Source organism: Paractinoplanes bogorensis (genome assembly GCF_018829635.1).
Lineage (GTDB): Bacteria > Actinomycetota > Actinomycetes > Mycobacteriales > Micromonosporaceae > Actinoplanes > Actinoplanes bogorensis.
Map to the genome: position 1 here is coordinate 1 of NZ_JAHKKG010000015.1, position 14,847 is coordinate 14,847.

A 14,847-nucleotide genomic window follows, 5' to 3' on the forward strand; every position below is an offset into this window, starting at 1 on the left:
TTCGCCGCTCGAGTACCCCGAAGGGCCTTTCCGCTCGACTTGCATGTGTTAAGCACGCCGCCAGCGTTCGTCCTGAGCCAGGATCAAACTCTCCAACAAAAACTGTGGAAAAGCGTCCCGGCAGTTATTAACTGCCAAAGGAATCTCCCACCGAACTAACTCGCCCCAAAGAACGAGAAGCCGGCCGGGGTATTACTTAATTGGCACTGGCTTATCAAGCACCCTGTTGAGTTCTCAAAGAACAACCACACCCGGCTTACTGCTCCGGGGCAACCGCTCAAACTTACCCGGTCGACTTCGCAAGCGCAAGATCCAAGATCTTGCTTGCATCGCCCAAGTTTGCCCCACGACTCGAACCCGCTTTCCGGCGGGTGGATCGTGAGAGTGGCCTTGCGGACCGGCCGACGATCACTTTCGTGATCTGCTTGCCCGGTTCCCCGCTGGCCTGACTACCTTACCCGGTCGGTTTCGCTGGCGCAAGTTGCCCTGCTCCGCTCCGCCCGAGCTCGTTAATCGAGCTTCTTGCGTACCCGGGAGGTTCCTGGGCGTCCGTCGCTTTCGCGCCGTTCGTCCGGGTTTCCCTCGGGCAGAGAGAAAGTTACAAGACCGGGGGCCGCGCATGCAAATCGACCCCCGTGCCCGGCCGTGCGCCGAGACGCCCCGAAACGGCTTCACATCGTGAAAGAGTGGTGCCATGGGAGCTTCCGGGACGCTGGCAGCTGACGTGCTGGTCGACATGATCATGCCGTTCGGACAGTTCCTCATCGGCACGCTTGTGCTGGTCACGCTGGTGGTCTCGGTCCGCCGGCTCCTCGAACGGGGTCCGTCCCGTATGGGCGGAGCGATGCTCCTCAGTGGTGGCGCCGTGATCGGCCTGGCGGTCGTCGGCTACCTCTTCCAGCTGCTGTGACGCCGCTGACACAAAGCAAAAGCCGGGTCAGAGCCGACGGTTGGCCAGGCTGGGCAGCTCGGTCCGGATCTGCTCGAGATGCTCAAGATCCAGCTCCGCGGTGACGATCCCTACGGTGTCGGGCGCCTGGGCGACCACGGTGCCCCACGGATCCACGATCATGCTGCGGCCGAAACACGTACGGCCGGGGTCGTGGTCTCCGATCTGGCCGGCGGCCACCACGTAGCACTGGTTCTCGATCGCGCGCGCCCGCAACAGCACTTCCCAGTGGTCGCGGCCGGTGTGCATCATGAAGGCGGCCGGCACGATCAAGACGCGGGCCTCTCCCCCGACCGCGAGCCGTCGATAGAGCTCGGGGAAACGGAGGTCGTAACAGATGGAGAGCCCGGTACGCACCCCGGCGATGTCGGCCGCCACCGTCTCGGCGCCGGGAGCCACCGAACGCGACTCCTGATAGGAGACCCGGCCCGCGATCTCCACGTCGTACAGGTGGATCTTCCGGTACGTGGTGACCAGCTCGCCGCGTGGGTCGAAGACCAGGGACGTGTTGTAGGTGCGGCGCTCGTCCGGGCCGGCCTCGTGGAAGGACCCGGCGTGGACCCAGATCCCCAGCTCTCGTGCGGCGGACGCGAAGAACTGGGCGAACTCCCCGTCGATCCCCTCGGGTTTGGGCGCCGTGTCTCCGGGACCGAGGTAGTCGACGTATTCCGGCAGCACGGCCAGCTCGGCACCGGCCGCCGCCGCCCGTTCCAGCAGCCCACGGGCCACTCGCAGGTTGTCATCCCGATCGGCCCGCGAATTCAGCTGACACACCGCAACGCGCATAGGTGCAGCCTACGAGCGGGCCCGCCGCTGACCAACCTCCAGCAACGCGCGGAGGAAGCGGTGGTGCGCGGGGGCCAGGCGGGACCAGATGAGCCGGCCGGGCGGGTGGTCGTAGCGGACCAGCATGACCTGGGTCAGGTCGGTGCCCGAGATGTGCAGCACCAGGCGAGCGGTGACGCCGGCCGCGGCGCGGACCTCGAGCACGATCGCGCCCGGGGTGTTGTGCCGGATCCGCCAGCCCAGCACCTGGGAGCGGGACCATGGAGGGGCGAGGGGGATACCGAGCAGGGTCCAGGTCGTGACCATCTGGGCCCGGGCTTTCCAGGAGGCGCCCTCGAGCATGTGCCGGGCCCACTGTTCGGCGCTTCGCGACCCGGTGACGGCGAGCGTGAAGGACTCCCGCCAGTCGACCGGGGTCAGGGCGGCCAGGGCCTCGAGATCAGCGGGAGCGTCGATCTCACGGACGGTCATGTGAGCCGGGCCTGCATCGCTCCGGCCAGGGCCTGCAGACCCTTGAGCGGACGGATCATGACGACGAACTCGGTGATCTCGCCGGTCGGGGACTCCTGCAGGAAGTCGCAGCCCTCCAACTGCTTGTCTCCGACCCGGGCCTGGAACATCAGCGCGTGGGAGGAACCGTCGCCGATCTCCCGCGTGTACTCGAAGTCTTCGAAGACCTCGATAACGGCCCGCAGCAGGGGCGCCACCGCGAAACGACCCCGGTACGGGGTGAAGACGGCCGGACTCTTGAAGATGACGTCCTCGTGGAGCAGGGCGATGGCGGCTTCGATGTCGCGGGACTCGACGGCGGCGCGGAACGGATGCACGGCAACCCCTATAGTCAACAAATTGATTAGGTGCGGATTACGCTAACCTCCGCGTGAGGGAGGTGTCCAGATGTCACTGCGCCACGCACTGCTGGCCGCCCTGTCCCAGGGTGAGGCGTCCGGATACGAGCTGGCCAAACGGTTCGACGTGGCGGTGGCGGACTACTGGTCGGCGACACCGCAACAGCTCTACCGCGATCTCGAACGACTCGAGCAGGACGGCATGGTCAAAGCCCACGTGGTCGAACAGACCCGGCGGCCCAACAAGCGCGTGTTCACGATGACCGAGCGGGGACGCGAAGAACTACGGTCGTTCAGCCGCCGGCCGTCCAAGCCACCCGCGATCCGGGACGAGTTCCTGGTCAAGCTCCAGGCGGGCGACGCCGCCGACCCCGCGGCGATCATCGCGGAGACGAGGGCCCGCATCGACCGGTCACGCGAGAAGCTGGCGCGGTACGACGAGATCCGCGAACGCATGCTCAAGGGGCGCGACGAGGACGACTTCCTACGGGAGAGCCGGCGCGCCGGGCCCTACCTGACCCTCATGGCCGGGCGCATGTACGAGCAGATGAACATCACCTGGGCCGAAACCGTGCTCGCGACGCTCATCCGGCGGGAACAGGGCTGACGGCGTACGGGAAAAGAAACCGCCGCCGGCCCCCGGGAAGGGGAACGGCGGCGGATCGAGACAACCTAGGCGGACTTTTCCTCGCGCTCGCGACGCCGGCGGCCGACGAACTCGCGCGGGACGATCGTGGGGTTCACGTTTTCCAGCACGACCTCGCGCGTGATCACCACACGGGCCGCGTCGGGGTTGCTCGGCACCTCGAACATCACCGACTGCAGCACCTCCTCCATGATCGCGCGGAGGCCACGAGCGCCCGTGCCGCGGAGCATGGCCTGGTCGGCGATCGCCTCGAGCGCGCCGAAGTCGAACTCGAGCTCGACCCCGTCCAGCTCGAAGAGCCGCTGATACTGCTTGACATACGCGTTCCGCGGCTCGGTCAAGATCTTGATGAGCGCTTCGCGGTCGAGGTTACGCACCGTGGTGATGACCGGCAGACGACCGATGAACTCGGGGATGAGCCCGAACTTCAGCATGTCTTCCGGCATGACCCGGCTGAAGATGTCGTCGGTGTTCCGCTCGGAGACCGACCGCAGGTGAGCGCCGAAACCGACACCACCGTGGCCCACGCGGGACTCGATGATGCGGTCGAGCCCGGCAAATGCGCCGCCCACGATGAACAGCACGTTCGTCGTGTCGATCTGGATGAACTCCTGGTGCGGGTGCTTACGGCCGCCCTGCGGCGGAACGTTGGCCACCGTGCCCTCGAGGATCTTGAGCAGCGCCTGCTGCACACCCTCGCCGGAGACGTCACGTGTGATCGACGGGTTTTCGCTCTTGCGGGCGATCTTGTCGACCTCGTCGATGTAGATGATGCCCTGCTCGGCGCGCTTCACGTCGTAGTCGGCGGCCTGGATCAGCTTGAGCAGGATGTTCTCGACATCCTCGCCGACGTAGCCCGCCTCGGTGAGCGCCGTGGCGTCGGCGATCGCGAACGGCACGTTGAGCATGCGGGCCAGCGTCTGCGCCAAGTGCGTCTTGCCGCAGCCCGTGGGGCCGATGAGCATGATGTTGGACTTGGCCACCTCGACGTCGCTGCCCGCACCGGGAGCGCCGCTCGACTCGGCCTGAATCCGCTTGTAGTGGTTGTAGACCGCGACCGAGAGAGCCTTCTTGGCCTGCTCCTGGCCGACCACGTACTGGTCGAGGAACTGGCAGATCTCCATCGGCTTGGGAAGCTCTTCCCACTTCACCTCGCCGGTCTCAGCCAGCTCTTCTTCGATGATCTCGTTGCAGAGGTCGATGCACTCATCGCAGATGTAGACCCCAGGGCCCGCGATGAGCTTCTTGACCTGCTTCTGCGACTTCCCACAGAAGGAGCACTTGAGTAGGTCGCCGCCGTCGCCGATCCGTGCCACCTACGTTCTCCTTGAGCTCATCGGCCGACTCGCACCGGCCCCTGATCCGAGGACTGATTGCCTCGTTGCCATCTCATCGTCTGCGGAACCGCGTAACTGAGGCTGCATGCTCGACGTTACCCGCAAAGGTTCGGAACTCCGACCCCCCAAAACGGGCGTGTCAGGGGTCGGCCAGTTTAATCCGTCCCGGCCGGCCCCCGACAGCATGCCTCAGCTCACCGACTGCAGGCTCTTCTTACGGCTCGCCAGCACGACATCGACCATGCCGTACTCCTTGGCCTCCTCGGCCGTCATGATCTTGTCGCGGTCGACGTCCTTGCGGACCTGCTCGGGCGTGCGGCCCGAGTGACGCGCGATCATCTCTTCCATCTGGGACCGCATGCGCAGGATCTCGCGCGCCTGGATCTCGATGTCGGAGCCCTGGCCGTAGCCGCCCTCGGTGGCCGGCTGGTGAATGAGCACCCGCGAGTGCGGCAGCGCCATGCGCTTGCCCGGCGTACCGCCGGCCAGCAGTACGGCGGCGGCGCTGGCGGCCTGCCCGAGGCAGACCGTCGAGATGTCGGGGCGCACGTACTGCATGGTGTCGTAGATCGCCGTCATGGCGGTGAAGGAGCCACCGGGCGAGTTGATGTACATCAGGATGTCGCGGTCGGGGTCCGAGCTCTCCAGCGTGAGCAGCTGGGCCATCACGTCGTTGGCCGACGCGTCGTCCACCTGCACGCCGAGGAAGATGATCCGGTCCTCGAACATCTTGTTGTAGGGGTTCGTCTCCTTCATCATCCCGTTCGAGGAACGCTCGACGAAGGAGGGCAGCACGTAGCGGTTGTGCACCGGCGCGAACCCGGAGGGCAAGGTCAGATCAGTCATGGTTCAGCTCCTCAGTTCAGCGTTCCGGCGCCCTCGGGAACCTGAGTGGCCCCGGTGATCACCTTGTCGATGAAGCCATAGTTCTTGGCCTCTTCGGCCGTGAACCAGCGGTCACGGTCGGAATCGGCCTCGATCTGCTCCTGAGTCTGGCCGGTGTGGTGGGCGACCCGCTCCTGGAACATGCGCTTGGTGTAGAGCATCTGCTCGGCCTGGATGGCGATGTCGGCGGCCGTGCCGCCCATGCCACCCGACGGCTGGTGCATCATGATCCGCGCGTGCGGCAGCGAGAAACGCTTGCCGGGGGCGCCGGCGCAGAGCAGCAGCTGCCCCATCGACGCGGCCATACCCATCGCGACGGTCTGCACGTCGTTGTCGATGAACTGCATCGTGTCGTAGATCGCCATGCCCGAGTAGACCGAGCCACCGGGCGAGTTGATCCAGAGGTTGATGTCGCGCTCAGGGTCCTCGGCGGAAAGCAGCAGCAGCTGCGCGCAGATGCGGTTGGCCACCGAGTCGGTCACCTCGCTGCCGAGGAAGATGATGCGCTCACGCAGCAGGCGGTTGAAGACCGAGTCGTCGAGGTTGCCACTGAGGGAATCACCGCGGAGCACAGGGCTCGCGGGGAGATGAAGATCGGTCATGGCAGCCCTTCACAGCTAACTGTGTCGGCCTCAGGTTCGAAGGCCGGCAGGTCGTCCGTCGTACGACCAACCTAACCGGTCGAATGCGCATCAGCTTCCCGCTCGGGCAGGTGTTCGCTGACAGCGCAGGCGGCCCGGGAAAGCTTCCCGGGCCGCCGCGTCGACGTCAGTGGTTGTGGCCTGCGTGCTCGTCTTCCGAGGCGGCGCGGAGGTCGTCGAGGGTCAGAACCGTGCCCTCGGAGTCCTTCATCTCGACCTGCTCCATGACCGAAGCGAGCGCCTTGCCCCGCCGCACGTCACCGAACACGGCGGCCGCCGCACCCGACTGCACGAGCTGGTCGTAGTACTGCTGCGGCTGCATCTGCGCCCGCTGCGCCCGGTGCACGATCTCGTGACCGAACTCGTCGTCCGACACCTGCACGTCCTCGGCGTCGGCGATCGTGTCGAGCAGCAGCTGAATCCGGACGCCCTCCTCGGCGGCCTCGGTCAGCTCCTGGTCGATCTGCTCCTCGGTCTTGTCCTCCGAGGTCAGGTAGTCCTGCAGGGTCGCGCCGATCCGCTCCAGCTGGTCGGTCATGGCCTGCTTGCGGCCCTCGACCTCATCCTTGACGACACCCTCGGGAGCCGGGATGTTCGCCGCCTCGACCAGCTGCTTGAGCGCCTCGTCACGGGCCGCGTAGATCTGCTCGACCTTCTTGACCTTGGTCAGCCGCTCGCGCAGGTCACCCTTGAGCTCCTCGAGCGTGTCGAACTCGCTCGCCATCTGCGCGAACTCGTCGTCGACCTCGGGAAGCTGCTTGTCCTTGACGCTGCGGACCTTGACCTCGACATCGGCGTCCCGGCCGGCGAAGTCGCCGCCCACCAGCTGCGTGGTGAACTGGGCGTCCGCGTCGGCGACCAGGCCCACCAGCACCTCGTCGAGACCCGGGAGCAGCTGCTTGCTGCCGACCTCGTGCGAGATGTTCGTGGCCGAACCACCCGGCACCTCTTCGCCGTCGACCGTGGCCTTCAGGTCGAGCTGCACGTAGTCGCCCTCGGCGGCGGGCCGGTCGACCGTCTTCAGCGTCGCGAACCGCTCACGCAAGCCGTTGATCTGCTCGTCGATCTCGCTGTCACCGATCGCGACCGCCGGTACCTCGACCGAGATGGTCTTCAGGTCGGGAACGGTGATCTCGGGACGCACGTCGACCTCGGCCGTGAACTTCAGCGGCTCGTTGTCGGCGAACTCGGTGATCTCGACCTCGGGGCGACCCAGCGTCTTGACGTCGTGCTCACGCACGGCCGCCAGGATCTGCTGCGGAATCGCCTCCTGAACCGCCTCGTTGAGGACCGCGCCACGCCCGACCCGCTGATCGATGACCGCGCTCGGAATCTTGCCGCGACGGAAGCCCGGCACCTGCACCTGCGCGCCGATCTCCCGGTACGCCTTCTGCAGGCTCGGCTTGAGCTCGTCGAACGGCACCTCGATAGCGAGCTTCACCCGGGTCGGGCTCAGAGTCTCGACGGTGCTCTTCACAGGCGTACTCCTTGTAACTGCCGATAGTTGGTTGTCAGTCGGGGTGGCGGGATTTGAACCCACGGCCCCTCGCTCCCAAAGCGAGTGCGCTACCAAGCTGCGCCACACCCCGTGGCGACGGCCAGTGTATGCGGTCCGCTTCCGCGCGCGTGCCTCGGAGTCACCTGGTGGGGAATCCGGTTCGCGTCGACGGGAGATGATTCAGTAAGCTATCCCCGCAACCCCGCGAATGTGCGGGGTTGATGCGGGCGTAGCTCAATGGTAGAGCCTCAGTCTTCCAAACTGATTACGCGAGTTCGATTCTCGTCGCCCGCTCGCTCGGGAGCAGTGTGTCCGCAGTACTGCTCTGTGGACCTGGCTCGCTCTCACTCCTACCTGGGGGCCAAGCCCCCAGACCCCCACGTTACGGCTGGTCACTGGCCGTCTTTGGGTGGGCTTCGATCAAAACCGTTTCTCGTACGCCTCGTGGTGTCTCCGAGCGCAATGGGGCTGGGCTCCGCCTTCGGCGGCTGCCGCGCGCGATGTGGGGACCTGGGCTGGGCCGTAGCGCGCGACCGGGATGTTGCCGGTGGTTGCGCATAGAAAGTCAGCGGGGAAAGTCACCGGAGGCTGCAGGAGCTACGGGCTGCCGGACCAGGACGCGGCGCCAGCGGACCAGAGTGCGGGGCCACCGGACCAGGACGCGGCGCCAGCGGACCAGAGTGCGGGGCCACCGGACCAGGACGCGGCGCCAGCGGACCAGAGTGCGGGGCAAGGGCGGAGTTGGGTGCGCGGAGCGGCAAAGTGGCGTCGATGCGGCATGGGCTGGGTGGGTATTGCTAGGGGCGCGGCGCCGGGCCGCCACCCGGCGCCGCGCGTCTCGGCCGGCGGTGCCCCGGCCGGGAGCTTCTGGTGCTTGACGCGATCCAGATACCCGCCGGAGAACCTAGCGGGACGCTTCGACGCCCGTCTATTAGCGGATCCTTAAATCGCACCGTGGGATTAACAATTGGTCACGCAGGGCAACACCCAGTCATGAGTAGCCCGGCCGCTGAAACCCCACCTGAGCTGCCACCACGCCCGCCGGAAACCGCCCCGCGGTCAACGCTGCCTCTGGCCGACGATTCGTTGCCGCCGCGGACCCCGGTAGGGGACTCGCCGCCACCTCCGCCGTCGGCCCAGGTCCGTGCACGGGTTCCGCATACGCGGATCGGCGCCGCCTGGTTCGGAGTCTGGGCCGGCGTCCTGGTCGTCATCCTGCTGATCGTCTTCATCAGCCAGAACACCGCCGCGGTCCGCATCAACTTCCTCTGGATGACCGGCCAGTTCCCCGTAGCCCTGGCCCTGCTGATAGCAGGCGTTGGCGGCGCCATCATCGCCATGGCCGTAGCAGCAGCCCGAATAGTCCAGCTGCGCCGCCTGGTCAAACGCCCCCCACGCTAGCCCCGCCGCAGCAGTGCCCCCGCCCGTGCCGTCCCGGCCGCCACTCGCAGCGCGCCCCCGCGTGATTGGTGCCGTGTGGGGCGCGTTCTGCGCAGATCGCGAGGGCAGCGAGCGTCTGTCGCACGAGGGCGGTCGGCTGGAGATTGCGCGGATGGTGCACCACGGGGCGTACGCGCTAAGGGGTGCCGGTGGGGTCGGCGGGGTTAGGGTCGCGCGATGACTGTGGTCTGGACTGCACTCATCGTGCTCGGAGTGGTCATGATCGTGGTCGCGGTCTGGCCCAGCCTCCGGCGGCCGCGGGGTGGCCGGCGCGACGAACAGGACAGTGCCTGACACGGCGGTTTGCCCCGGCTGGCACACTTCAGGCGTGAGCGACGGGGAGCTGCGGACCTACAGTCTGGTCGAGCTCGCCGTGGAACGCCTGCGCCGCGAGATCCTCAGCGGACGCGTCGAGCCGGGCGAACGGCTCGTCGAGGAACAGCTGACCCGCCGCCTCGGGATCAGCCGGGCACCGCTGCGTGAGGCCATGCGGCTGCTGGCCCAGCAGGGCCTGGTCGAGCACATCCCGCGCCGTGGTGCCCGCGTCGCCACGCTCTCCGCCGACGATGTTCAAGAGCTCTACGAGGTGCGCGACGTCCTCGAACGGCACGCCGTCGCCGCCATGCCGGCCGCACCCGACCTGACCGCACTGCGCGCCGCGCTCGAACTCATGCGCAAGGCCACCGAGGCCGACGACCGGCTCGAGCTGGCCAACGCGCACCGCCAGTTCCACACCGAGGTGGTGGCGCTGGGCGGCAACCGTCAACTGGCCGACCTGTACAGCTCGGTACTGGTGCGCATCCAGCTCTACATGGCCGTCAACATGCGACGCGAGGCCGAGGCGGCCCGCGCCGAAGACGGCGTGCTGCGCCACGAGCGCCTGTTCGCCGCGGTCGAGCAGGCCGACACGACTGCGGTGATCGAGGCGCTGACCGCCCACGGAGCCCGCACGTACCTCAGCTGAGCCGGCCTCTCACCGTTATCCACAGGTCCGGCTTGTCCACAGAGCGACGGTCAAGATCCACAAATCGCACTAGCCTGGCCGGTGGTGGAGGCCCCCGGTGGTGGGTGGGCTACGTGCCGGGCGGGCTACATGCCGGGTGGGCTACGTGCCGGCGATGTGAGCTACGCGAAATCGCAGCGTTACACGGCGTCGCGGTTTGCGAAACAGAATTGTCGACAATCGACGATGTGGATGTCGACGGGATCGTGGAACGGGTCCGGCGGGCCGAGGGCGTGTGGATCAGTGCCTTCGGGGCCGATGAGCTGCGGGCGCGCGTCCGGGAAGTGGATCCGGGGCTGCCGCTCGCGGGGGTGCCGTTCGCGGTCAAGGACAACATCGACGTGGCGGGGCTGTCCACCACGGCTGCGTGCCCGGACTTCGCGTATGTGCCCGAGCGGCACGCGCCCGTCGTCCAACGGCTGGTCGACGCGGGCGCGATCGTGGTGGGCAAGACGAACCTCGATCAGTTCGCCACGGGGCTGACGGGCGCCCGGTCTCCGTACGGGAAACCGGAAAGTGTGTTCGGCGGCGGGCTGATCAGCGGGGGCTCGAGCTCGGGGTCGGCCGTGGCCGTGGCGGACGGGACGGTGGCGTTCGCGCTGGGCACGGACACCGCCGGGTCGGGGCGGGTGCCGGCCGCGCTCAACGGGATCGTGGGCATCAAACCGACGCGGGGGCTGCTCAGCACGCTCGGGGTGGTGCCGGCCTGCCGGTCCCTGGACTGCGTGTCGGTGTTCGCCCGGGACCTGCCGATGGCGGACCGGGTGATGCGGGTCGCGCGGGGACGCGTACGGGAAGATCCGTGGTCGCGGGAAGGCCACCGGCCGCTGATCGCCGAGCCGGCTGTGGGCGTACCGGAAAGCCTGGATTTTTTTGGTGACTCCGGGCAGGAGAAGGCGTTCGCGCGGTTCGGCGGTGCTGCCACGGTCGACATCGGGCCGCTGCTCGAGGCCGGTGACCTGCTGTATCGCGGTCCGTGGGTGGCCGAGCGGCTGGCCGATCTCGGGGATTTCCTGGCCGCACATCCGGAGTCGGTGCTGCCGGTGACGCGGGCCGTGCTGGAGACGGGGAACGGGTTCTCGGCGGCGGACGCGTTCCGGGCTCAGCATCGGTTGCAGGAGCTCAAGGCCGCGGCCGACCGGATGTGGGAACAGATCGACGTGCTCGTGCTGCCGACGATCGGCACCACCTACACGCACGACGAGATCGCCGAGGATCCGATCGGGCGGAATCTGAATCTGGGGCGGTACACGCAGTTCACGAACCTGCTCGACATGGCCGCGGTGACCGTGCCCAACGGGTTCACCGCGGACGGGCGGCCGGCCTCGATCACGCTGTTCGGGCCGGCCTTCAGCGACGACATGCTCGCGCTGGCGGCCCGGTCGCTGCCGGTCGAGGACGCCATGACGCTCGCCGTCGTCGGGCTGCACCTGCGCGGCGAACCCCGCAACGGCGAGCTGCTCGACCGCGGGGCCGCCTTTCTGCGAACCGCCCGGACCGCGCCCTGCTACCGCCTCCATCTCCTGCCGTCGGGGGCGCCCGGCCTGGTGCGGGACGAGTCGTCACGAAAAGAAATCGACATCGAGCTCTGGCAACTGCCGGCCACGCAGGTCGGCGGCTTCCTGGCCGGCATCGCGGCACCGCTGTCGCTGGGCCGGATCGCTCTGGACGACGGCACCGAGGTCACCGGCTTCCTGTGCGAGGCCTACGCGGTGGCCGGCGCCCCGGACATCACCGCCAGCGGCGGCTGGCGCAACTACCGCAGTTGAAGGAGGACGGAACTCATGACGGCAACGATCGGGCCGGTCAAGGCCAACCCCTACCTCTGGCCGTACGACGGCACCGTGGACGTGTCACGGACGGCGCTCATCTGCATCGACTGGCAGACCGACTTCTGCGGCAAGGGCGGCTACGTCGATTCGATGGGCTACGACATCGAGCTCACCCGGGCCGGGCTGCCGGCCACCGCGCGACTGCTCGAGCACGTCCGCGGGCTCGGCATGCTGGTGATCCACACGCGGGAAGGACACGACCCGGACCTGTCCGACCTGCCGCCCAACAAGCGGTGGCGGTCGGCTCAGATCGGCGCCGAGATCGGCAGTGACGGGCCGTGCGGCCGCATCCTGATCAAGGGCGAGCCGGGCTGGGAGATCGTGCCCGAGGTGGCGCCGCTTCCCGGCGAGGTGCTCGTCGACAAGCCGGGCAAGGGCGCCTTCTATGCCACCAATCTCGACCTGGTGCTGCGGACCCACGGCATCACCCACCTGATCCTGACCGGCATCACCACGGACGTCTGCGTGCACACGACGATGCGCGAGGCCAACGACCGCGGTTACGAGTGCCTGATCCTCAGCGACTGCACGGGCGCCACCGACCCGTCCAACCACACCGCCGCCCTGCACATGGTCACCATGCAGGGCGGCGTCTTCGGCTGCGTCGCCACTTCGGACGACGTGATAGCGGCAACGGAGCCATCCGACCACCCCGCCCGCCACCCGGAAAACGACTGAAGGCGGCGCCATGCCCACTGTCGATGCAAAACCATCCCCCTTCACCTTCGAACTCGACAACGTCGCCCTGCTCGTCATCGACATGCAGCGTGACTTCCTGCTTCCCGGCGGTTTCGGCGAGAGCCTGGGCAACGACGTGTCCCAGCTCGCCCGCACGATCGAGCCCCTCGCGGCCCTGATGGCCGTCTGGCGCGCGCACAACCTGCCGATCATCCACACCCGCGAGGGCCACCTACCCGATTTGTCGGACTGTCCGCCGTCCAAGCTGGCGCGCGGAGGAATCGGGGAGCAGGGCGCCTTCGGCCGCATCCTGATTCGCGGCGAGTACGGCCACGACATCGTCGACGAGCTGGCTCCCCTCGACGGGGAGCTCGTCGTGGACAAGCCAGGCAAAGGCGCCTTCTACGCGACCGACTTGTCGGACATTCTGGAAAAACTCAACGCCAAGAAGCTGGTCGTCACGGGGGTCACGACCGAGGTCTGCGTCCACACCACGGTCCGCGAGGCGAACGATCGCGGCTACGACTGTCTCGTCCCGGCCGACTGCGTCGGCTCCTACTTCCCGGAATTCCAGCGCGTCGGCCTGGAGATGATCGCCGCGCAGGGCGGCATCTTCGGCTGGGTCGCCGACTCCCCCACCCTGATCGCCGCCCTCTCGTCGCAGGAGCAGAAATGACGACCAATACCGCGGCACGGCTCCCCCTCTGGGTGCGCGGCGACACCAACGCCTTCTTCGGCTTCGGCGTCAACGTGCTGGTCAACGTCCTCACCCTGACCGGACTCTGCATCGGCGTCATCAAGATGCCGGCCTCCGACGTCTTCGGCGTCATCCTGCCCGCGCTCGGCGTCGCCCTGGTCGCGGGCAACATCTACTACACGTTCCTGGCCCGCCGGCTGGCCGCCAAGGAGGGGCGTACGGACGTCACGGCCATGCCGTACGGCCCGAGCGTGCCGCACATGTTCATCGTGATCTTCGTGATCATGCTGCCGATCTATCTGACCACCGGGAACCCGGTGCAGGCGTGGACGGCGGGCATCGCGTGGGCGTTCATCATCGGGATCATCGTGCTGATCGGCGCGTTCGTCGGGCCGTACATCCGCAAGTACACGCCGCGGGCGGCCCTGCTGGGCACGCTGGCCGGCATCTCGATCACGTTCATCTCGATGAACCCGGCCGGCAACATGTGGAACTACCTGTGGATCGCCCTGCCGGTCTTCGGCCTGCTGCTGATCGGCCTGCTCACCGACGTGAAGCTGCCGTTCAACTTCCCGATCGGCCTGGCCGCGCTGCTGCTGGGCACGGCGATCGGCTGGATCGGCGGGGCCATGTCGGTGCCGGACGTGACCGCGGCCGCCCGGGACATCGCGTTCGCCTTCCCGCACCTCAAGTTCGACCTGCTCTTCGACGGTCTGCGGGACATGGCGCCGCTGCTGGCCACGGCCATCCCGCTGGGCGTCTACAACTTCACCGAGGCGATGACCAACGTGGAGAGTGCGGCCACCGCGGGTGACCGCTACAACCTGCGCAGCGTGCTGCTGGCCGACGGCGCGGGCGCGGTGATCGGCTCGTGCCTGGGTTCGCCGTTCCCGCCCGCCGTCTATGTCGGGCACCCGGGCTGGAAGGCGGCCGGCGGCCGGACCGGCTACTCGATGGCGACCGGCATCGTGATCGCGCTGCTCTGCTTCTTCGGCCTGTTCGGGCTGCTCGGCGCGATCTTCCCGACCGCCGCCATCGTGCCGATCCTGCTCTACATCGGCCTGCTGATCGGCGCCCAGGCCTTCCAGGCCTCACCCCGGGCGCACGCCGCCGCGGTGGTGGCGGCGCTGATCCCCAACATCGCGTCGTGGGCCACCGGGCAGATGGACAACGTCCTGTCGGCCGCGGGCACGACGGCCAACCAGGTCGGCATCGACGCGCTGGCCGGCGCGGGCGTGGTCTACGACGGCCTCAAGACACTGGGCGAGGGCGCGATCCTGGCCGGTCTGGTGCTCGGCGCGATCGTCGCGTTCATCATCGACAAGCGCTTCTGGCACGCGGCGGTCTTCGCCGGGTCGGGGGCGGTGCTCAGCTTCATCGGCCTGATCCACGCCGAGAAGGTGCAGTGGAACGCGGACGGGCAGGTCACCCTCGGCTACCTGTTCCTGACCGTCGTCTGCGTGGCGTTCGCGCTGACCCGGCCCACGCCGCGCGTGCCCGACGCGGCCGAGATCGAGCTGATGCGCGAGGAGGGTGAGGTCGTCGAGGCTCCGGTTCCGGTCCGGGCCTGATCGATCCGGGCGGCCCGGTTCACGCCGGGCCGCCCT

15 protein-coding genes, 2 tRNA genes and 1 rRNA gene are annotated in these 14,847 nt (G+C 67.8%); 9 read left to right on the plus strand and 9 right to left on the minus strand.

Features of this window, described 5'->3' with window-relative positions; all coding sequences use genetic code 11:
- A 16S ribosomal RNA gene (locus KOI35_RS38600) occupies nt 1-99 on the minus strand; the annotation flags it as partial.
- Nucleotides 100-694: 595 nt separating this feature from the next.
- Here KOI35_RS38600 and KOI35_RS38605 point away from each other — a divergent pair.
- A complete protein-coding gene (locus tag KOI35_RS38605; protein WP_215794092.1) occupies nt 695-910 on the plus strand; it encodes a hypothetical protein in 216 nt (71 codons plus the stop codon).
- 27 nt (nt 911-937) lie between these two features.
- Here the strand turns inward: KOI35_RS38605 and KOI35_RS38610 are convergent, their stop codons facing one another.
- Genes KOI35_RS38610 through KOI35_RS38620 form a run of 3 tightly spaced genes read right to left on the minus strand, consistent with a single transcriptional unit; the run spans nt 938 to nt 2,562 of the window.
- A complete protein-coding gene (locus tag KOI35_RS38610; RefSeq protein WP_215794094.1) occupies nt 938-1,735 on the minus strand; it encodes a carbon-nitrogen hydrolase family protein in 798 nt (265 codons plus the stop codon).
- 9 nt (nt 1,736-1,744) lie between these two features.
- The gene (locus KOI35_RS38615) at nt 1,745-2,206 is read right to left on the minus strand and encodes a hypothetical protein (protein WP_215794096.1); all 462 of its coding nucleotides are present in this window, start codon (nt 2,204-2,206) and stop codon (nt 1,745-1,747) included.
- Nucleotides 2,203-2,562 (minus strand): nuclear transport factor 2 family protein, encoded by a 360-nt coding sequence (locus KOI35_RS38620; RefSeq protein WP_215794099.1) that lies wholly within the window; start codon nt 2,560-2,562, stop codon nt 2,203-2,205. Before KOI35_RS38620 ends, KOI35_RS38615 begins: the two co-directional genes overlap by 4 nt.
- 70 nt (nt 2,563-2,632) lie before the next feature.
- On the opposite strand from KOI35_RS38620, the gene KOI35_RS38625 reads away from it, so the two are divergent.
- A complete protein-coding gene (locus KOI35_RS38625; protein ID WP_246614495.1) occupies nt 2,633-3,190 on the plus strand; it encodes a PadR family transcriptional regulator in 558 nt (185 codons plus the stop codon).
- A gap of 65 nt (nt 3,191-3,255) precedes the next feature.
- Here KOI35_RS38625 and clpX read toward each other — a convergent pair whose 3' ends face one another.
- From clpX to KOI35_RS38650, 5 genes are all read right to left on the minus strand, one after another.
- Nucleotides 3,256-4,545, minus strand: a complete 1,290-nt coding sequence (clpX, locus tag KOI35_RS38630; RefSeq protein ID WP_215794101.1) for an ATP-dependent Clp protease ATP-binding subunit ClpX — start codon at nt 4,543-4,545, stop codon at nt 3,256-3,258.
- A gap of 210 nt (nt 4,546-4,755) precedes the next feature.
- Complete coding sequence (locus KOI35_RS38635) at nt 4,756-5,412, minus strand: ATP-dependent Clp protease proteolytic subunit (RefSeq protein WP_215794103.1); 657 nt, start codon at nt 5,410-5,412, stop codon at nt 4,756-4,758.
- An 11-nt stretch (nt 5,413-5,423) separates the two neighbouring features.
- Nucleotides 5,424-6,053, minus strand: a complete 630-nt coding sequence (locus KOI35_RS38640) for an ATP-dependent Clp protease proteolytic subunit (RefSeq protein WP_215794105.1) — start codon at nt 6,051-6,053, stop codon at nt 5,424-5,426.
- A 166-nt stretch (nt 6,054-6,219) separates the two neighbouring features.
- Nucleotides 6,220-7,569 carry a trigger factor gene (tig, locus tag KOI35_RS38645; protein ID WP_215794107.1) on the minus strand — a complete coding sequence of 450 codons (1,350 nt, stop codon included), beginning with the start codon at nt 7,567-7,569 and terminating at the stop codon, nt 6,220-6,222.
- A gap of 38 nt (nt 7,570-7,607) precedes the next feature.
- A tRNA-Pro gene (locus KOI35_RS38650) sits at nt 7,608-7,681 on the minus strand.
- A 132-nt stretch (nt 7,682-7,813) separates the two neighbouring features.
- Between KOI35_RS38650 and KOI35_RS38655 the strand changes: the two genes are divergently transcribed.
- The 7 genes from KOI35_RS38655 to KOI35_RS38685 all read left to right on the plus strand — a co-directional run bounded on the left by KOI35_RS38655 (nt 7,814) and on the right by KOI35_RS38685 (nt 14,811).
- Nucleotides 7,814-7,884: transfer RNA gene (locus tag KOI35_RS38655), tRNA-Gly, on the plus strand.
- A 792-nt stretch (nt 7,885-8,676) separates the two neighbouring features.
- Nucleotides 8,677-8,991 carry a LapA family protein gene (locus KOI35_RS38660; protein ID WP_215794109.1) on the plus strand — a complete coding sequence of 105 codons (315 nt, stop codon included), beginning with the start codon at nt 8,677-8,679 and terminating at the stop codon, nt 8,989-8,991.
- A gap of 367 nt (nt 8,992-9,358) precedes the next feature.
- Nucleotides 9,359-9,994, plus strand: coding sequence for a GntR family transcriptional regulator (locus KOI35_RS38665; RefSeq protein ID WP_215794112.1), 636 nt, complete (start codon nt 9,359-9,361; stop codon nt 9,992-9,994).
- 227 nt (nt 9,995-10,221) lie between these two features.
- Nucleotides 10,222-11,802 (plus strand): allophanate hydrolase, encoded by a 1,581-nt coding sequence (gene atzF, locus KOI35_RS38670; RefSeq protein WP_308121341.1) that lies wholly within the window; start codon nt 10,222-10,224, stop codon nt 11,800-11,802.
- Between the two features lie 15 nt (nt 11,803-11,817).
- Complete coding sequence (gene biuH / locus KOI35_RS38675; protein ID WP_215794114.1) at nt 11,818-12,543, plus strand: biuret amidohydrolase; 726 nt, start codon at nt 11,818-11,820, stop codon at nt 12,541-12,543.
- 10 nt (nt 12,544-12,553) lie between these two features.
- On the plus strand, nt 12,554-13,219 hold the full coding sequence (locus KOI35_RS38680; protein ID WP_215794116.1) for a cysteine hydrolase family protein: 666 nt from the start codon (nt 12,554-12,556) through the stop codon (nt 13,217-13,219).
- A complete protein-coding gene (locus KOI35_RS38685) occupies nt 13,216-14,811 on the plus strand; it encodes a SulP family inorganic anion transporter (protein WP_215794118.1) in 1,596 nt (531 codons plus the stop codon). The genes KOI35_RS38680 and KOI35_RS38685 overlap by 4 nt, the downstream gene beginning before the upstream one ends.
- Nucleotides 14,812-14,847 lie beyond the last annotated feature (36 nt).